Source organism: Microbacterium sp. (assembly GCF_047606385.1).
Classification (GTDB): domain Bacteria; phylum Actinomycetota; class Actinomycetes; order Actinomycetales; family Microbacteriaceae; genus Microbacterium.
Genome location: NZ_JASGEL010000133.1, coordinates 1 through 17,501 on the forward strand (window position 1 = coordinate 1; position 17,501 = coordinate 17,501).

A 17,501-nucleotide genomic window follows, 5' to 3' on the forward strand; every position below is an offset into this window, starting at 1 on the left:
GCGCGCAGCACGAGAGCGCCGGCCGCGGCGCCGAGCGTGTTCGCGATCAGATCGCGCACGTCGGCCACCCGCCCGGGCAGCAGCAGCCCCTGCACGGTCTCGATGACCCCGCTGGCGGCGAGGCCGGTCAGGATGCCGAGCCACCACCGGCGCCGCCTGGACCACAGCACGCAGAGCGCGCCCCACGGCACGAACAGCGCGATGTTCGAGCAGAACTCGATGAGGGCCGCGTCGACCCACGCGGTCGGCGGCCAGCCGTGCAGCCAGGCGGCGACGGCGCCGATCCCGTCGCCGGCGGCCTCGGGCTGCGGTCCCAGGGTCAGCGCGGCGAGCACCGCCAGGTAGACGGCCGAAGCCGCCGCGAGCAGCGGGCGCCCGCGGCGGCTTCGTGCCGGCATCCGTGGGACCGTCAGTGGGTGTCCTCGGCCTCGACCTCGGTGCGGTCGCCCGACCACAGCGTGTGGAACGTGCCCTCGCGGTCGACGCGCTTGTAGGTGTGGGCGCCGAAGAAGTCCCGCTGGCCCTGGATGAGCGCGGCGGGCAGACGCTCGGCGCGCAGACCGTCGTAATAGGCCAGCGACGAGGAGAAGGCGGGGGCGGGGATGCCGGCGGCCGCCGCCGTCTGGACGACGCCGCGCCAGGCGTCCTGGGCCCGGCCCAGCGCGTCGACGAAGAACGGTGCGGTCAGCAGCACCGGCAGATCCGGCGTCTCGGCATAGGCGTCGGTGATGCGGTTCAGGAACTGCGCCCGGATGATGCAGCCCCCGCGCCAGATCGCGGCCACCTTGCCGAGATCGATGTCCCAGCCGTATTGCGCGGCGCCGGCGCGGATCTCGTCGAACCCCTGCGAGTACGCGACGATCTTCGACGCGTACAGGGCCAGACGCACCTGCTCGACGAACGCGTCCGGGTCGGCGGCGGCGAACCCCTCGGCGGGGCCGGGCAGACCGGCGGTGGTCGCGCGCTGCTCGGGGTGGCTCGACAGCGACCGGGCGAACACCGCCTCCGCGATGCCGGAGACCGGCACGCCCAGGTCGATGGCGGTCTGCGCGGTCCACCCGCCGGTGCCCTTCGCGCCGGCCTGGTCGACGATCACGTCGACCAGCGGCTCGCCGGTCGTCGCATCCGTCTGCCGCAACACCTCGGCGGTGATCTCGATGAGGTAGCTCTCCAGCTCGCCCCGGTTCCACTCGGCGAACACGTCGGCGATCTGGGCCGGCGTCTTGCCGGTGGCACGGCGGATGAGATCGTACGCCTCGGCGATCAGCTGCATGTCGGCGTACTCGATGCCGTTGTGCACCATCTTGACGAAGTGGCCGGCGCCGTCGTGACCGACGTGGGTCACGCACGGCTCGCCGCCTGCGACGGCGGCGATGGAGCGCAGGATCGGGCCGAGCGTCACCCAGGACTCGTCCGAGCCGCCGGGCATGAGCGACGGGCCGAGCAGGGCGCCCTCCTCGCCGCCGGACACGCCCATCCCGACGAAGTTGATGCCCGTGGCGCGCACGGCCTTCTCGCGGCGGATCGTGTCGGTGAACAGCGCGTTGCCGCCGTCGACGATGATGTCGCCCGGCTCGAACACCTTCACGAGCTCGTCGATGACGGCATCCGTGCCGGCACCGGCCTTGACCATGACGATCGCCGCGCGCGGCTTGCGCAGGGATGCCGCGAACTCCTCGTACGAGAACGTCGGGACGAAGCCCGCCTCGGGGTGCGCGGCGACCAGCTCGTCGGTCTTGGCTCGGCTGCGGTTGTACACCGCGACGGTGTTGCCCTCGCGGCTGGCGAGGTTGCGGGCCAGGTTCGACCCCATCACCGCCAGGCCCACCACACCGATATTCGCCGTCGCCTGAGTCGTTGTCACCATGTCGCTGCTCCACAAGTCGGGTGGGCGGATCTGCCCACGTCACTGTACCGGGTCCGTGTCCGCCGGCCGGGGCCGCTCACGGCCACGGCACCAGGCCGAGCCGCGTGACGATCTCATCGGCCTGCTCCGCCGGCGTCTGGGCCACGTCGATCGCGATCGACCGCTCGTCGGTGCCGGGCGCCTCCAGCGTGCCGAACTGGGAGTCCAGCAGCGCGGGCGGCATGAAGTGTCCTTGCCGGCGCATCATCCGGTCGAGGATGAGCGCGCGGTCGCCGGTGAAGTGCACGAAGGTCACCTCGTCGCGGCGCAGCACGTCGCGATAGCGGCGCTTGAGCGCCGAGCACGTGATGATCCCGGGTTCGCCACGGGCGATCCGCTCGTCGATCCATGCCGCGACGATGTCGAGCCAGGGAGCCCGGTCCTGGTCGTTGAGCGCGTGGCCGGCGGCCATCTTCGCGACGTTGGCGGCCGGATGCAGATCGTCGCCCTCCTGGAACGGCCAGCCCAGCCGCCCGGCGAGCATCGCCGCGACGGTCGACTTGCCGGTGCTGGACACGCCCATGAACACGAGGACGGGAGGACGGGTGGTCATCGCGCTCACGCTCCCACGAACAGGCTCAGGACGAGCACGCCGCCCAGCCCGGTCACCGAGATGAGGCATTCGAGCACGGTCCACGACTTCAGAGTCTGCGGGATGGAGAGGCCGAGGTACTCCTTGATCAGCCAGAAGCCGGCGTCGTTGACGTGCGAGAGGAAGACCGAGCCGGAGCCGATGGCGAGCACGAGCAGTGCCGTCATGGGCGCGTTGAGGGTGTCGGTGAGCGGCTGCAGGATGCCGGCGGCGGTGATGGTCGCGACCGTCGCCGATCCGGTGGCGACCCGGATGACCACCGCGACGAGCCATGCCAGCACGAGGACCGAGATCGAGGAGCCGGCGACGAGGTCGGCGATGACCTGGCCGATGCCGGTGTCCACGAGCACCTGCTTGAAGCCGCCGCCGGCGCCGACGATCAGCAGGATGCCAGCGATGGGACCGAGCGAGGAGCCCACCGTCGCGTTAAGCTGCGCGCGGTCGAAGCCGGCGCCGCGGCCGAGGATGAAGAACCCGGCGATGACCGCGATCAACAGGGCGATGACCGGCGTGCCGAGGAAGTCGAGGACGCTCTTCCACACGTCGGTCGAATCGGGCGCGACGATGTCCGCGACGGCCTTGACGAGCATGAGCGCGACCGGCAGCAGGATGCTCGCGAGCGTCGCGCCGAACGAGGGGCGCCGTGTCTGCGTGCGCCCCGCGTCCTCCGCCGAGACGAACAGGTCCGGCACCGGCACGTCGACCCAGCGGGCGGCGAGGCGCGAGAACAGCGGCCCGGAGATGATGACGGCCGGGATCGCCACGATCACGCCGAACGCGAGCGTCAGGCCGAGGTTCGCGTTCAGCGCGTCGATCGCGGCGAGCGGGCCGGGGTGCGGCGGCACGAGGCCGTGCATCGCCGACAGGCCGGCGAGCGTCGGGATCGCGATGCGCATCAGCGGAAGCCGCGAGCGACGCGCGACGAGGATGATCACCGGCACCAGCAGCACGAGGCCCACCTCGAAGAACATGGGCAGGCCGATGATGGCTCCGATGAAGCCCATGATCCACGGCAGCGTGCGCGGCGTGGCGCGGTCCACGAGCGTGTCGACCACGCGGTCGGCGCCGCCGGAGTCGGCCAGCAGCTTGCCGTAGATGGCGCCGAGCGCGATGAGGACGCCGACGCCGCCCATCGTGCTGCCGACGCCGCTCGTGAAGCTCGTGACGGCGTCCCCGACGGGCATGCCCGCGACGAGCCCGGTCGCCAGGGCGCCCAGGGTGAGCGCGAGGAACGGATGGAGCTTGACCCAGCTGATCAGCGCCACGATCACCGCGATGCCGACGACCGCGGCGGTGATCAGCTGTCCGGCCGGCACGGTCGAGGGGTCGTCGGCCGCGGCGGCGGCCCAGAGCGAGGGGAGGGATGAGAGGGGTGCGAGAGCGGCCATGAGCTTCCTTGATCTGGCGGGGGTGCGGGACGGCACCGCTTATATTTGCCCTACATAAAACCATAGACACGTCGGATATGCACGACATTTTATGAGGACGGGTCATTCTCATCCGATCTCTTCTTGGGTGAGCGCGCACACACACGGCATAATCGGGGCATGACCAGCGCCGCTCGCCTCAGCCCCGTGCACGACGCCTTCATCGAGCGGCTCGGCGCGGCGATCGTGCACGGCGAGCATCCGGCCGGTACGCGCCTGATCACCGCCGAGCTCGCCGGCGCAGCGGGCGCGTCCCGCTCGGCGGCACGCGAGGGGGTGCGCGTGCTGCAGTCGCTGGGCCTCGTCGCGGTGCGGCGCAAGGCCGGCGTGGAGGTGCTGCCGCGCGAACGCTGGAACGTCTACGCGCCCGAGATCATGACCTGGCGGCTGAGCGGTCCCGATCGCGCTCGTCAGCTGAGCGAGCTCAGCCAGCTGCGCAGCGCGATCGAGCCGCTCGCGGCGCGGCTGGCGGCGGCATCCGCCACCGACCTCCAGCGTCAGCGGCTGTCGTCCGCCGTCGTCGAGATGGCGCGCACCGAGGACGACGCGGACGGCGCCCAGTACCTCGACGCGGACGTGCGGTTCCACCGCACCCTGCTGGAGGCGTCCGGCAACGCGATGCTGGCCGCGCTGGCCGACTCCGTCGCCGCCGTGCTCGTGGGACGGACGCAGCACGAGCTCATGCCCCACGAGGCGAACCCCGACGCGGTGCGCTGGCACCACGACGTCGCGTTCGCGGTGGCGAGCGGGCGGGGCGTGGATGCCGCCGAGGCGATGCGTCGCATCGTCGCCGAGGCGGACGAGGCGATGCAGCAGCAGGCCGGGGCCTGAGCGTCCGGGGTCAGCGGTCCTCGCGGTAGGGCGCGCGGCCGAGCGAGAACAGGGCGCCCACGACGCCGATGAGCGAGACGAGGGCCATCACGCCGATGACCGTCACGAGGACATCGGACGCCGGGGTGGCAGCGAGGGTCTCGGACAGGTGCACGGTCATGGAAAGCCCCTTCGAAGACGCGGACGCATCGTTCTCATGCTACTGGTCGCGCTGGTAGACTCGGGACGAACTTCGGCGAGGGACCCGTGCACGCGGGTCCGTTATCGACGAGGGTGTGCAGCCCACCGGCTTCCTCACGCACTCGCGTTCGAGTCGAGACCATTGCGGGTACGCCACCCGCCAGCGATAGGGCCCTTCGAGCCCGCAAGGAGAACAACCATGTCTGAGGACAACAAGGTCGACGCGCAGGTGCGCACCCAGTTCGGCAAGGGCTTCGCCCGACGCCTCCGCGCCGCCGGCGACATCCCCGCCGTGCTCTACGGCCACGGCACCGACCCCCAGCACCTCGCACTGCCGGGCCACCAGGTGGCGCTGCTGCTGCGTCGCGCGAACGCCCTGCTGGAGCTGAACGTCGAGGGCAAGAGCCAGCTGGCGCTGGTCAAGGACGTGCAGAAGGACCCGGTGCGTCAGGTCATCGAGCACATCGACCTGCTGGTCGTGAAGAAGGGCGAGAAGCTGCAGGTCGAGGTTCCGGTCGTCGTGGTGGGCGAGCCCTTCGCCGGCACCATCGCGAACCTGGACGCCGCCACCGTGCTGCTCGAGGTCGAGGCGACCCACATCCCGGAGAACATCGAGGTCGACGTCGAGGGCCTCGAGGACGGCACCCACGTCACCGCCGGCGACCTGAAGCTGCCCACGGGCGCAGCCCTCGCCGGCGAGGCCGACCTGCTCGTCGTCGCGATCTCGGTGCCGGCCGCCGCGCTGGCCGCCGAGGCCGAGATCGCCGAGGCCGACGCCGAGGAGGCCGCCGAGCAGTCCGAGGCCGCCGCGGAGTAATCCGCGTGCCGCGGAGCGATCCGCATCCGCCACCCCCGCCCGTGTCCCACTTCGGACCGGTTGATGTCCCACTTCGGACCGCTGAGACACTGCCTGAGCGCTCCGAGGTGGGACATGGTCGTCGGGGGAGTATGGGGCGGGACGAGAGGATGCCGACATGGCGCAGACATGGCTGGTGATCGGCCTCGGCAATCCCGGGCCCCAGTACGCGGCCACCCGTCACAACGTCGGGCAGCTGGTCGTCGACGAGCTCGCGGCGCGCCGCGGTGAGAGCTTCCGCGCCCACAAGGCGAACGCGCGTGTGGTCGAGACCTGGCTGCGTCCGGGCGCCGACCGGCTCGTGCTGGCCAAGCCGAACACCTTCATGAACGTGTCCGGGGGCCCGGCCGCGAATCTCGCGAGGTTCTACGACGTGCCGCCGGAGCGGGTGATCGTCGTCCACGACGAGCTCGACATCCCCTTCGACACGCTCAAGCTGAAGACCGGCGGCGGCCACGGCGGCCACAACGGGGTCCGGGACGTCGCGAAGGCGCTCGGCACGCCGGAGTTCCCGCGTGTGCGGGTCGGCATCGGCCGCCCGCCCGGGCGGCAGGATCCGGCCGACTGGGTGCTCGACCCGTTCTCCGTGTCCGACCGCAAGGTGCTCCCGGCCCTCGTGTCGGAGGCGGCCGACGCCGTCGAACTGCTGGTCGACGAGGGCCTGCTGGCCGCGCAGCAGCGCTGGCACGCGCCGCGCTGAGGCCTGGTCCTCGTGTGGCCCCGTAGGATCGTCGAGTGACAGTTCCCGGGATCGCGCGCGCCCTCGCGCAGTCCGAGACCTTCGCCGCCGCCCTGGACGCCGCGGCGTCCGACGCCGAGTTCTCCGTCGTGGCAGCGCTCGACGCGCCGCTCGTGGCGGCGCTCCTGGAGCGACGGCGCGAGAACGGCCTGCCGCCCGCCGTGCTGCTGATCGCTCCCACCGGTCGCCGGACCGAGACGCTCGGGCCGGCCCTGGAGGGGCTGCTGCCCGGCGTCGAGGTCATGCACGTGCCCGCATGGGAGACGCTCCCGCACGAGCGCCTGAGCCCCAGCGTGGAGACCGTCGGCCGGCGCCTCGACGTGCTGCGTCGCATGGCCGCCTGGGACGGCTCGACCCCGCTCGTGGTGACCGCCTCGGTGCGTGGGGCGATCCAGCCGCTCGCACCGGGCCTCGCGGACATCGCCCCGATCGTGCTGGCCGCCGGTGCGCGGGGCGACGAGCTCGACGCCGTCATCGCCGGCCTCGTCGAACGCGCGTACCACCGCGTCGACATGGTGTCCCGTCGCGGCGAGTTCGCGGTGCGCGGCGGCATCCTCGACGTCTTCCCGCCGACGGCGGACCATCCCTACCGCGTCGAGTTCTTCGGCGACGAGGTCGACGAGATCCGGGCGTTCTCGGTCGCCGACCAGCGGTCGCTGCCCGGTGCCGTGGAGCGGATCGAGCTGCTGCCGGGCCGGGAGCTGCTGCTCACCGACCCGGTGCGAGCCCGCGCCCTCGAGCTGATCCCGGTCTTCCCGGCGCTCTCGGGGATGCTGGAGAAGATGTCGCAGGGCATCCCCGTCGAGGGGATGGAGTCGCTCACCCCCGCGCTGCTGCCCGAGCTGGTCACCCTCGTCGACTACCTGCCGCGGGCGGCCGCCGTCGCCCTCGTCGATCCCGAGCGCGCCCGTGCGCGGGCGGCGACCCTCGCCGACACCAACCGCGAGTTCCTCGAGGCGGCGTGGAGCGCGGCGGTCGCGGGCGCCGACACCCCGGTCGACCTCGGCGCCGGCGACTTCGTCGCACTCGACACGCTGCGCACGGCGGCACGCGGGCGCGGCGGCGTGTGGTGGACCCTCAGCACCTGGGCCCACGCGCCCGGAGACGCCGCGGAGCCCGGGCTCGTCGACGACGAGGCGGTGCGGGTGGCCGCGGCATCCGTGCCGTCCTTCGCGGGCAACGTCGACGGCGCCACCGGCCTGGTGGCCGATCTGCTGCGGGACGGCTGGCGCGTCGTGGTCACCGCCACCGGTGCAGGGCTGGCCGACCGGGCCCGCGACGTGCTGGCCGAGCGCGGCGTCGCCGCGCGCCGCGTCGACGAGGTCCTCTCCCCGCCCGAGCCCGGCACCGCGCTGATCGTGACCTGCGCGCTGGAGAGCGGGTTCCAGGCGCCCGCTGCGAAGCTCGCCGTCGTCACCGAGAGCGAGTTCTACGGGCGCACGGTCGCGGGCGATCGACGCGCCGTGAAGAAGCTGGCCTCGCGACGGCGCAACGTCGTCGACCCGCTGCAGCTCACGCCCGGCGACGTCGTGGTGCATGCCACCCACGGCATCGGCCGGTTCGTCGAGCTCACGCAGCGCGAGGTCTCCAGCGGCGGTCGCAATCCGGTCAAGAGCATGCGCGAGTACCTCGTGCTCGAGTACGCGCCGTCCAAGCGCGGGCACCCGGGCGACCGGCTCTCGGTGCCCACCGATCAGCTCGACCAGCTCTCGCGCTACGTCGGCGGCGAGGCGCCCGTGCTCTCCAAGATGGGCGGCAGCGACTGGGCCGCCGCGAAGGGCAAGGCGCGCAAGGCGGTCCGCGACATCGCGGTGGAGCTGGTCAAGCTCTACTCGGCGCGCATGGCGGCCAGGGGTCACGCCTTCGGCCCCGACACCCCGTGGCAGCGCGAGCTGGAGGAGGCGTTCCCGTTCGCGGAGACGCCCGATCAGCTGCAGACGATCGACGAGATCAAGGCTGACATGGAGAAGCCGGTGCCGATGGACCGGCTGCTGAGCGGCGACGTCGGCTTCGGCAAGACCGAGGTGGCCGTGCGCGCCGCGTTCAAGGCCATCCAGGAGGGGAAGCAGGTCGCGATGCTGGTGCCGACGACCCTGCTGGTCAAGCAGCACCTGGAGACCTTCGCCGAGCGCTTCGCCGGGTTCCCGGTCAAGGTGCGTCCGCTGTCGCGGTTCCAGAGCGACAAGCAGGCCCGGGACGTCGTCGCGGGCCTCGCCGACGGCTCGATCGACATGGTCATCGGCACCCACCGCATCCTCACCGAGAAGGTGATCTTCAAGGACCTGGGCCTCATGATCATCGACGAGGAGCAGCGGTTCGGCGTCGAGCACAAGGATGCGCTGAAGAAGCTGAAGACGAACGTCGACATCCTGGCGATGAGCGCCACCCCCATCCCGCGCACGCTCGAGATGGCGGTCACCGGCATCCGCGAGATGTCGACGCTGGCCACGCCGCCCGAGGACCGGCACCCGATCCTCTCCTACGTCGGCCCTCGCAACGACAAGCAGATCGCCGCGGCGATCCGTCGCGAGCTGCTGCGCGAAGGCCAGGTGTTCTTCGTGCACAACCGGGTCTCCTCGATCCAGCGGGTCGCCGCGCAGCTGGCCGAGCTCGTCCCCGAGGCGCGCATCGCCGTCGCGCACGGCCAGATGGGGGAGCACCAGCTCGAGCAGGTCGTCGACGACTTCTGGGAGCGGCGGGCCGACGTGCTGGTCTCGACGACGATCATCGAGACCGGCCTGGACATCTCCAACGCGAACACGATCATCATCGACCGGGCCGACAAGTACGGCCTGAGCCAGCTGCATCAGCTGCGCGGCCGGGTCGGGCGCGGGCGCGAGCGCGCCTACGCGTACTTCCTCTACGACGAGAACAAGCCCCTGTCGGAGACGGCGGCCGACCGGCTGGAGACGATCGCGGTCAACAACGACCTCGGCAGCGGGATGCAGGTGGCGCTGAAGGACCTGGAGATCCGCGGCGCCGGGAACCTGCTCGGCGCCGAGCAGGCCGGCCACATCGCGGGAGTGGGCTTCGACCTGTATCTGCGGATGATCGGCGAGGCCGTGGCGACGTTCCGGGGCGAGGACGCCGAGGGCCCCACCGAGCTGCGGCTCGAGCTGCCCGTGCAGGCCCGCATCCCGGAGTCCTACATCGACAGCGAGCGCCTGCGGCTCGAGGCGTACCAGAAGCTGTCGGCGGCGGCGTCCGTCACCGCGGCCCACGACGCGCTCGACCTCGTGGTCGACGAGCTCACCGACCGGTACGGCGCGCCGCCGGCCGAGGTCGAGGGGCTCGTGCGGATGGCGCGGCTGCGACGCCGCGCCGCGGCATCCGGGCTGTCCGACGTCGTCGCGATGGGGCCGAACCTGCGGGTCGCGCCGGCGCATCTGCCGGACTCGCTGCGGGTCCGGCTGCAGCGGCTGTATCCGAAGGCGAAGCTCGTCGCCTCCGGCGACGCGCTGGTCGTGCCGCTGCCGACCGCCTCCGGCGAGCACGTGCCGGACGCCGAGCTGATCGCGTGGACGCAGCAGCTGCTGGACGCGATCTTCCCGCTGCCGGCGGCGGTGCAGGCGTAGCGTGAGCGACATGCGCTACGTGCACCTCGGATCCAGCCCCCGCATCCACCCGGACGCCGTCGTCGCGCCGACCGCGGTCATCAGCGGCGATGTGACGATCGACGCCGGCAGCCAAGTCCTGCACGGCGCGGTGATCACCGCCGAGGGGTCGCCGATCACGATCGGGCGCAACGTGATCGTGATGGAGAACGCGCTGATCCGCGCCAGCTCGGTGCACCCGGTGCACATCGGCGATCATGTGCTGGTGGGGCCGATGGCCAGCATCTCCGGCGCCGTCGTCGAGGACGAGGTGTACCTGGCCACCGGCAGCCGCGTGGTCAACGGCGCGCGCGTCGGGAAGGGGTCGCTCGTGCGCACGAACGCCGTGGTCCACCTGCGGACGACGCTGCCGGCGGGAACGGTCGTGCCGTTGGGCTGGGTCGCGATCGGCGAGCCGATGCGGCTGCTGCCGGCCGCCGAGGCCGAGGCCATCGACCCGGCGCGCCGGGAGCTGGACTTCCCCGGCTTCGTCTTCGGGCTGGACGGCGACGCCCCCGACTACATGGTGCAGCTCACCGAGCGCTACGGCTCCTCGCTCGCGCGCCACGCCGCCGACACGCCGGCCGACTGACGCGCGCCGCCGGAGGCTCCGCGGCCGCGGAGCGGCGACGGTCTGGACGTCACCCGGTGTTCTGCAGCCCGGCGGCGACGCCGGAGACCGACAACAGCAGCAGCCGCTGCAGCTCCGGGTCCGCCGGGGCGCCGGCAGGGGCCTCGCGCAGCCCGCGCAGCGCCCGCAGCTGCAGCAGGGACAGCGCGTCGACATAGGGGCTGCGCAGCTTCACGGCCCGCTGCAGCACCGGCTTGTTCGCGAGCAGCCCGTCGCCGCCGGCGATGCGCACGACCCACGACCGGGTCAGCGCGAGCTCGTCGAGCACGAGCTGCGCGAGGTCGTCGCGATCGCCCAGCGCGAGGTATTCGCGCGCGATCCGGTCGTCGGTCTTCGCGAGGCTCATCGCCACGTTGTCGACCATCGCCCGCAGCAGCGGCCACTGGCGGTAGGCCTCCTGCAGCAGGGCCAGGTCGCCGACGGCCTCGAGAGCGCTGCCGAGGCCGAACCAGCCGGCGAGGTTGATGCGCGCCTGCGTCCACGCGAACACCCACGGGATCGCGCGCAGGTCCGCCAGCGACTCGACCGACAGCCCCCGCCGGGCGGGGCGCGATCCCAGCGCGAGCAGCCCGACCTCCTCCATCGGGGTCACCGTCGCGAACCAGGGGGCGAAGCCCGGAGCCTGCACGAGGGCGTAGAACCGATCCTTCGAGGCGTCCTCCATGGTCTGCGCGACCTCGGCGAAGCGCTGCGCGGCGGCACGGTTGCGCTGCTCGTTCGAGGGCGCGGACGCCAGCAGCACGGCGGCGCCGACCTGGTCGATGTGACGCATCGCGATGTCGGCGTCCCCGTACCGGGCGAAGATGACCTCGCCCTGCTCGGTCAGCTTGAACCGGCCGTCGACCGAGTGCGGCGGCTGCGCGAGGATCGCGGAGTTCGCCGGTCCGCCGCCGCGGCCGAGCGCCCCGCCACGGCCGTGGAACAGCGTCAGCTCGATGCCGTTCTCGTCCGCCCAGGCGGCGATGAGCGCCTGGGCCTCGTAGAGCGCGAGGTTCGCGGCGACCGGGCCGACATCCTTCGACGAGTCGGAGTAGCCGAGCATGACCTCCAGGCGCCGGCCGGTCGCGTCGAGGCGGGCCGCGAACTCCGGATGCTGCACGATCTCGGCCAGGATGCCGGGAGCCGCCTGCAGGTCGGCGAAGGTCTCGAACAGCGGGATCACGTCGAGCACCGGCGGTGTGGCGCCCGCACCGACCGCGTACCGGGCGAGCCGGTGCACGTTCGCCAGGTCCTGGGCGGACTGCGTGAACGAGACGATGTAGCGGCCGGCGGCGCGTGGGCCGAGCCGCGACTGGATGTCCGCGATCGTGCGGAACACCGAGAGCACCTCCTCGGCCAGCTCGCTGCGCTCGCCGCCGGCATCCAGCTCGGCGAGCACCTTCGCGTGCACCGCGGAGTGCTGGCGCGCCTCGAGCTCGGCGAGGTGGAACCCGTACGTCTCGACCTGCCAGATGAGCTCCTGCACGTGTCCGTAGGCCTGACGGGCGGCGCCGGCGGCGGCGAGCGAGTCCTGCACCACGCGCAGGTCGGCGAGCAGCTCGTCCGGGTCCGCGTAGCCCGCGTCGCCGGCGCGGGCCGCGGCGATGCGACGCGCGATCAGCAGCAGGACACGGCGGTGCGGCTCGTCCGGGGAGCGGTCGGCGATCTCGGCCGCCGCCTCCGGGTCCGCGCCGGCGAGGGCCTCCCACAGAGCCAGCAGCGCCGGAGTCGGCGGGGTCGTGGCCGCGTCCAGGGTCAGGGCGCGACCGATGCGACTTGCGGCGTGCTCGAGCCCGAGCAGCACGTGCTGGCTCGCGATCCCCGCCGCCTGGCGGGTGACGTCGGCGGTCACGAACGGGTTGCCGTCGCGGTCGCCGCCGACCCAGGTGCCCACGCGCACGAACGACGGGGCGAGCGGCGGACGACTGCCGCCGGCCGCCGCGAGGGCGTCGTCGATCCGGCGGTACACCCGCGGCACCGTCGTGAACAGCGTGTCGTCGAACACGGCCATGATCGAGCGCACCTCGTCGACCGGCGACGGCTTCTCGGCGCGCAGCGGCGCGGTGCGCCACAGGGTGTCGATCTCCTCCAGCATCCGCCGCTCCGCCTGCCGGCTCTGCGCCGACTGGGGGAGGCTGGCGTCGTAGTCGTCGAGCAGGCGGGACAGACGGCGGATGGCGGTGGACACCGCGCGCCGCCGCGCCTCGGTGGGATGCGCCGTGAACACGGGGTGGAACCGCAGCCCCGCCAGGCGCTGCGCCGCCGCCTCCGCGCCGATCTCGGCCGACAGCTGGGCGAAGGCGCCGACCACGGTGTCGGTGGCGTCCGGGCGGTCCGCCTCGCCGTCCCGGTCTCGCAGCACGCGCACGCGCTGGTGCTCCTCGGCCAGGTTGACGAGATGGAAGTACGCCGTGAACGCCCGCGCCACCTCGTCGGCGCGGGCCACCGAGAACGACTCGGCGACCTCCGCCGCACGCGCGAACGCCGCCGGATCCGGGTCGGTGTAGGCGGCGATGGTGGCGATGCGGAGGCGCTCGACGTCGTCGAACAGGCCCTCCGACCCGCTCTCGGCGAGGACGCGCCCGAGCAGCGCCCCGAGCACGCGGACGTCGGTCCGCATCCGCTCGGGCATCTCCTGGCCTGCTTCGTACCGCCCGACGACGTCGACGGCCTCCGTGGAAGTGGGTTCCTGCATGCGCTCCACGCTAATGGGCCGCTGTTACCGTCGCGTCACGCGCTAGGGTGGCTCGAGGTGTGCCGGGAAGTCTGGTCGGCTCGTCGCGGCGGCCCCGTCGCGACGGTGGCCTCTCGCACCCTCGGAGCATCATGTCCCTGCTGCGTTCGGAACGGTTCCCGGCGGCTCTGCTGCTGGCGGCGGCCGCCGCCGGCCTTCTGCTGTCAGGCTCCCCCGCGGGGGACGCGCTGCTCGCCGTCAAGGACGTCCACGGCTCAGGGCTGCTCCCGCTGTCGGTCGGCCACTGGATCTCGGACGGCCTGCTCGCGGTCTTCTTCTTCGTGGCAGCGGTCGAGCTGCAGTTCGAGCTGACCGCCGGCGAGCTGGCGTCGTGGCGTCGCGGCGTGCTGCCGGCACTGGCCGCGGCCGGCGGCGTCGCGGCGCCGATCGTCCTCTTCCTCGCCGTGAGCGCCGGGTCGTCGTCGGCGCAGGGCTGGCCGGTGCCCACCGCGACCGACATCGCGTTCGCACTCGGCGTGCTCGCCGTGTTCGGACGGGGCCTGCCGTCCTCGCTGCGGGTGTTCCTGCTCGCGCTCGCGATCCTCGACGACATCGTCGGCATCGTGTTCATCGCGGTGCTGTTCACCGCCGGGCTGGACCTGGCGGCGCTCCTGGGCGCGCTCGTGCTCGTCGTCGCGTTCGGGGCGGTCAGCCGGCTCCTCACACCCCGCACCCGTCTCCCGCTGGGCGCGCTGCTGGTGGTGCTCGCCCTCGGCACCTGGGTGCTCGTCTACCTGTCGGGCGTGCATGCGACGATCGCCGGGGTGGCGTTGGGCCTCGCGATGCGCCAGCAGCCGGCGCTGCGGGTGCGCCACGCGCTCGAGCCGTGGGTCAACGCTCTGGTCCTGCCGCTGTTCGCCTTCTCGGCCGCGCTCGTGACGGTCCCCGCGGTCGGCCTCGACGAGCTCCAGCCGGTGTTCTGGGCGGTCGTGATCGCGCTGCCGCTGGGCAAGCTGCTCGGCATCGTCGGGGCCGGCTGGCTCGGACAACGGATGCTGCGCGTCCCCGCCGGCCATCGACTGCCGGCGGCGGACCTGCTCGCCGCCGGCGCGCTGGGCGGGATCGGCTTCACGGTGTCGCTGCTGCTGGCCGAGCTCGCCTTCGCGGGCGACGCCGTGCTGCGCGACGAGGCGGTGCTGGGCGTGCTCACCGGCTCGGCGATCTCGCTCGTCCTGGCGGCGGTGCTCGTATCCTGGCGAGCGCGGCACCATCGCCGCAGGTCGGAGGTGATGGCGTGAGCGACGGGCTTCGCCGGGCGGCGGACACGATGCGCGAGGTGCGCGAGCGCTGCGTCTGGACCCGGCAGATCGACCATCGGGCGCTCGTGCCCTACCTCGTGGAGGAGAGCCACGAGGTCATCGAGGCGGTCGAGACGGGCGACCGGACCGCGCTCCGGGAGGAGCTCGGCGATCTGCTGTGGCAGGTGCTGTTCCACGCCGAGATCGCGTCGCGCGATCCGGACGCGCCGTTCGACATCGACGACGTCGCCGACGACCTCGCCGACAAGATGGTCCGCCGGCATCCGCACGTGTTCGCCGGGGAGATCGCCCGCACCCCGGAGGAGGTGCTCCTGCACTGGAACGCGGCGAAGGCGGCGGAGAAGCGCACCCGCACGAGCGTGCTCGACGGCGTGCCGTTCGGGATGCCGGCGCTCGCCCTCGCGCAGAAGGTGCTGGGACGGGCGGCATCCGTCGGTGTCGCGAATTCCGCGAGACCGCATGCGCGCGCCGAGACAGCGGGGTCCACCCACGGTCTCGGCGCGCAGATGCGGTCTCGCGACGACGGGGCGCGGATGCCGGGCTCCGAGGCCGAGCTCGGCGACGCGCTGCTGGCGCTGGCGGCCCTCGCCCGCGAGCGCGGGTGGGATGCCGAGCGCGCGCTGCGCGAGCGGGTGCGGGTCCTCGCCGCCGAGGTGCGGGCCGTCGAGGCGCCGGCGGACCTGGAAGAATAGCTCCCCGTGGCATCCGTCAACCCGCCGCGCGGCATGCGCGACTTCCTCCCCGCCGACAAGGCCCGTCGCGAGCGCGTGCTCGCCGTCATCCGCGGTCGGTACCGTGCGCACGGCTTCGACGAGATCGAGACCCCGGTCGTCGAGGACTACGAGCGGCTGCACGCCGGCATCGGCGGCGACAACGAGAAGCTCGCCTTCAACATCCTCAAGCGCGGGCTGGACGCCGACGCCGTCCGAGCCGCCGCCGACGACCCCGCGGCCCTCAGCGACCTGGGTCTGCGCTACGACCTCACCGTGCCGCTGGCGCGGTTCTACGCGACGCACCGGGCCGAGCTGCCGAGCGTGTTCCGTGCGATCCAGATCGCCCCGGTGTGGCGCGCGGAGCGGCCGCAGAAGGGGCGTTACCGGCAGTTCGTGCAGTGCGACATCGACATCATCGGCGACGCATCCGCCCGCGCCGAGGCCGAGCTGATCGTCGCGACGCTGGACGCCCTCGACGCCCTGGGCCTCGACGGCGCCACGGTGCGCATCAACGACCGGCGGGCGCTGGACGCCATGCTCGACGTCTTCGGCTTCCCGCCCGCGGAGCGGCCCGGCGTGCTCATCACGATCGACAAGCTCGACAAGGTCGGCGCGGACGGCGTCGAGGCCGAGCTGCGCGAGCGCGGGGCCACGGCGTCCGCCGTCGACGCCTTCACCGCGTTCCTGCGGCGGCCGCAGACGCTCGAGTACCGGCCCTACGGGGAGGGACAGATCCGCAAGGCGCTGCCCGCCGGCGTCCCGGACGAGGTCGTGGCGCACCTGGTCGGCGTCGGCCGCGCGGTCGCCGCGGCGCGGCCGGTCGACCCGATCCCCGGCATCCCGCTCGTGTTCGACCCGTTCCTCGTGCGCGGCATGGGCTACTACACCGGAACGATCTTCGAGCTCGCGCACCCGAGCGTGACGTACTCGCTCGGGGGAGGCGGCCGCTACGACGGCATGATCGGCCGGTTCCTCGGCCAGGAGGTCCCGGCCGTCGGCTTCTCCATCGGGTTCGAGCGCATCGTCGACCTGGTCGGCGGGGGAGCGGATGCCGAGGCGCCGGCGATCGTGCTCGTCCACGACCGGGACGTGCCGGTCGCCGAGCTCGTGGCGCACAAGGCGGCGCTGGTCGCGGGCGGCGCGCGCGTGCGTCTGGAGCAGCGCACGAAGAACCTGAAGGGCCTGCTCGAACGGGCGGCATCCGACGGCTACACCGCCTTCGCCGTGGTGGCCGCCGGCGCCGTGCCGGGCGCGCTGGAGATCAAGCCGTTGTCCTGAGCGGAGCCCGCGGTGTGACGGGGCGCGGCGCAGAACTCAGGACGGATGCGTCCTCGGCCGCCGCTGCGTGGCGTGTCGCGGCGACCGGGCACGGGCGTCCTGAGTTCTGGTCGCGCGCGAAGCGGAGCCGCGCGGTGATGTCGCCTGCCGTTCATGTGCAGTTGATCCACTGTCACCGTGAGGATGACGAGCGGCCGGCGGGGAGTGTGGGCGGCGACGGTCGCGGCGGGCGCCATCGCGGTCGTCGCCGGCGCGCGTGCGGCGTTGCGGCATCAGGCGGCCGTGGCACGGCGGCGGATCGGCAAGCCGTTGGGGGAGCAGGCGCCGGACGCCGACCGGGTGTGGCGCCCGGCGCTGGCGGGGGAGCCGGTGGACCTGCTCCTGCTGGGCGACTCGATCGCGGCGGGTCTGGGCGCGGAGCGGCGCAAGGACACGCTCGGCGCCCGACTCGCCAAAGCGGCCGCCCACGGCATCCACCGGCCGGTGCGGCTGCGCACGGGCGCGACCGTGGGGGCCGAGAGCACGGCGCTGCCCTCCCAGCTGGGCGCGCTGCCGGCCGACTACCGGCCCGCCGCCGCGGTGATCGTCGTCGGCGGCAACGACGTGACCCACCGCATCCCGGTGCCGGTCTCGGTCGAGCACCTCGCTCGCGCCGTGACCGAGCTGCGCGCCCGCGGCGCCGTCGTCGTCGTCGGCACCTGCCCCGACCTGGGGGCGCTGCGTCCGGTGCCGCAGCCGCTGCGCGCCCTCGCGTCCCGCCTGTCCCGCCAGCTGGCCGCCGCC

General features: G+C 73.0%; 15 protein-coding genes. 9 read left to right on the top strand and 6 right to left on the bottom strand.

Annotated features, from left to right (window positions below):
- From QM626_RS13970 to QM626_RS13985, 4 genes are all read right to left on the bottom strand, one after another.
- The coding region (locus QM626_RS13970) for a VanZ family protein (protein WP_415077569.1) at window positions 1-398 on the bottom strand (398 nt) is incomplete at its 3' end.
- Window positions 399-409: 11 nt separating this feature from the next.
- Window positions 410-1,867: an NADP-dependent phosphogluconate dehydrogenase gene (gndA, locus tag QM626_RS13975; protein ID WP_415077570.1), complete on the bottom strand. Its 1,458-nt coding sequence runs from the start codon at window positions 1,865-1,867 to the stop codon at window positions 410-412.
- Window positions 1,868-1,943: 76 nt separating this feature from the next.
- Window positions 1,944-2,459: a gluconokinase gene (locus QM626_RS13980; RefSeq protein ID WP_415077571.1), complete on the bottom strand. Its 516-nt coding sequence runs from the start codon at window positions 2,457-2,459 to the stop codon at window positions 1,944-1,946.
- A 5-nt stretch (window positions 2,460-2,464) separates the two neighbouring features.
- The gene (locus QM626_RS13985; protein WP_415077572.1) at window positions 2,465-3,886 is read right to left on the bottom strand and encodes a GntP family permease; all 1,422 of its coding nucleotides are present in this window, start codon (window positions 3,884-3,886) and stop codon (window positions 2,465-2,467) included.
- A gap of 159 nt (window positions 3,887-4,045) precedes the next feature.
- Between QM626_RS13985 and QM626_RS13990 the strand changes: the two genes are divergently transcribed.
- A complete protein-coding gene (locus QM626_RS13990) occupies window positions 4,046-4,756 on the top strand; it encodes a FadR/GntR family transcriptional regulator (protein WP_415077573.1) in 711 nt (236 codons plus the stop codon).
- Between the two features lie 10 nt (window positions 4,757-4,766).
- On the opposite strand, the gene QM626_RS13995 is transcribed toward QM626_RS13990, so the two are convergent.
- Window positions 4,767-4,916 carry a hypothetical protein gene (locus tag QM626_RS13995; RefSeq protein WP_415077574.1) on the bottom strand — a complete coding sequence of 50 codons (150 nt, stop codon included), beginning with the start codon at window positions 4,914-4,916 and terminating at the stop codon, window positions 4,767-4,769.
- A gap of 219 nt (window positions 4,917-5,135) precedes the next feature.
- Between QM626_RS13995 and QM626_RS14000 the strand changes: the two genes are divergently transcribed.
- The 4 genes from QM626_RS14000 to QM626_RS14015 all read left to right on the top strand — a co-directional run bounded on the left by QM626_RS14000 (window position 5,136) and on the right by QM626_RS14015 (window position 10,716).
- Window positions 5,136-5,753 (top strand): 50S ribosomal protein L25/general stress protein Ctc, encoded by a 618-nt coding sequence (locus QM626_RS14000; RefSeq protein ID WP_415077575.1) that lies wholly within the window; start codon window positions 5,136-5,138, stop codon window positions 5,751-5,753.
- A gap of 157 nt (window positions 5,754-5,910) precedes the next feature.
- A complete protein-coding gene (pth, locus tag QM626_RS14005; RefSeq protein WP_415077576.1) occupies window positions 5,911-6,492 on the top strand; it encodes an aminoacyl-tRNA hydrolase in 582 nt (193 codons plus the stop codon).
- Window positions 6,493-6,527: 35 nt separating this feature from the next.
- Window positions 6,528-10,106, top strand: a complete 3,579-nt coding sequence (mfd, locus tag QM626_RS14010) for a transcription-repair coupling factor (protein ID WP_415077577.1) — start codon at window positions 6,528-6,530, stop codon at window positions 10,104-10,106.
- 10 nt (window positions 10,107-10,116) lie between these two features.
- Window positions 10,117-10,716: a gamma carbonic anhydrase family protein gene (locus QM626_RS14015; protein ID WP_415077580.1), complete on the top strand. Its 600-nt coding sequence runs from the start codon at window positions 10,117-10,119 to the stop codon at window positions 10,714-10,716.
- A gap of 49 nt (window positions 10,717-10,765) precedes the next feature.
- On the opposite strand, the gene QM626_RS14020 is transcribed toward QM626_RS14015, so the two are convergent.
- On the bottom strand, window positions 10,766-13,429 hold the full coding sequence (locus tag QM626_RS14020) for a phosphoenolpyruvate carboxylase (RefSeq protein WP_415077578.1): 2,664 nt from the start codon (window positions 13,427-13,429) through the stop codon (window positions 10,766-10,768).
- Window positions 13,430-13,560: 131 nt separating this feature from the next.
- Here QM626_RS14020 and QM626_RS14025 point away from each other — a divergent pair, with 131 nt between their 5' ends.
- From QM626_RS14025 to QM626_RS14040, 4 genes are all read left to right on the top strand, one after another.
- Entirely contained in the window at window positions 13,561-14,706 is a 1,146-nt protein-coding gene (locus tag QM626_RS14025; protein WP_415077579.1) for a Na+/H+ antiporter NhaA, read from the top strand.
- A 29-nt stretch (window positions 14,707-14,735) separates the two neighbouring features.
- The gene (locus tag QM626_RS14030) at window positions 14,736-15,419 is read left to right on the top strand and encodes a MazG family protein (RefSeq protein WP_415077581.1); all 684 of its coding nucleotides are present in this window, start codon (window positions 14,736-14,738) and stop codon (window positions 15,417-15,419) included.
- A 33-nt stretch (window positions 15,420-15,452) separates the two neighbouring features.
- Window positions 15,453-16,718: a histidine--tRNA ligase gene (gene hisS / locus QM626_RS14035; RefSeq protein WP_415077582.1), complete on the top strand. Its 1,266-nt coding sequence runs from the start codon at window positions 15,453-15,455 to the stop codon at window positions 16,716-16,718.
- Window positions 16,719-16,901: 183 nt separating this feature from the next.
- The coding region (locus QM626_RS14040) for an SGNH/GDSL hydrolase family protein (protein ID WP_415077583.1) at window positions 16,902-17,501 on the top strand (600 nt) is incomplete at its 3' end.

Excerpts from the sequence above, each read along its gene's own strand:
- gndA (WP_415077570.1), bottom strand. The coding sequence starts at position 1,867 with ATGGTGACAACGACTCAGGCGACGGCGAATATCGGTGTGGTGGGCCTG.
- QM626_RS13980 (WP_415077571.1), bottom strand. The coding sequence starts at position 2,459 with ATGACCACCCGTCCTCCCGTCCTCGTGTTCATGGGCGTGTCCAGCACC.
- QM626_RS13985 (WP_415077572.1), bottom strand. The coding sequence starts at position 3,886 with ATGGCCGCTCTCGCACCCCTCTCATCCCTCCCCTCGCTCTGGGCCGCC.
- QM626_RS13990 (WP_415077573.1), top strand. The coding sequence starts at position 4,046 with ATGACCAGCGCCGCTCGCCTCAGCCCCGTGCACGACGCCTTCATCGAG.
- QM626_RS13995 (WP_415077574.1), bottom strand. The coding sequence starts at position 4,916 with ATGACCGTGCACCTGTCCGAGACCCTCGCTGCCACCCCGGCGTCCGAT.
- QM626_RS14000 (WP_415077575.1), top strand. The coding sequence starts at position 5,136 with ATGTCTGAGGACAACAAGGTCGACGCGCAGGTGCGCACCCAGTTCGGC.
- pth (WP_415077576.1), top strand. The coding sequence starts at position 5,911 with ATGGCGCAGACATGGCTGGTGATCGGCCTCGGCAATCCCGGGCCCCAG.
- QM626_RS14015 (WP_415077580.1), top strand. The coding sequence starts at position 10,117 with ATGCGCTACGTGCACCTCGGATCCAGCCCCCGCATCCACCCGGACGCC.
- QM626_RS14020 (WP_415077578.1), bottom strand. The coding sequence starts at position 13,429 with ATGCAGGAACCCACTTCCACGGAGGCCGTCGACGTCGTCGGGCGGTAC.
- QM626_RS14025 (WP_415077579.1), top strand. The coding sequence starts at position 13,561 with ATGTCCCTGCTGCGTTCGGAACGGTTCCCGGCGGCTCTGCTGCTGGCG.
- QM626_RS14030 (WP_415077581.1), top strand. The coding sequence starts at position 14,736 with ATGCGCGAGGTGCGCGAGCGCTGCGTCTGGACCCGGCAGATCGACCAT.
- hisS (WP_415077582.1), top strand. The coding sequence starts at position 15,453 with ATGCGCGACTTCCTCCCCGCCGACAAGGCCCGTCGCGAGCGCGTGCTC.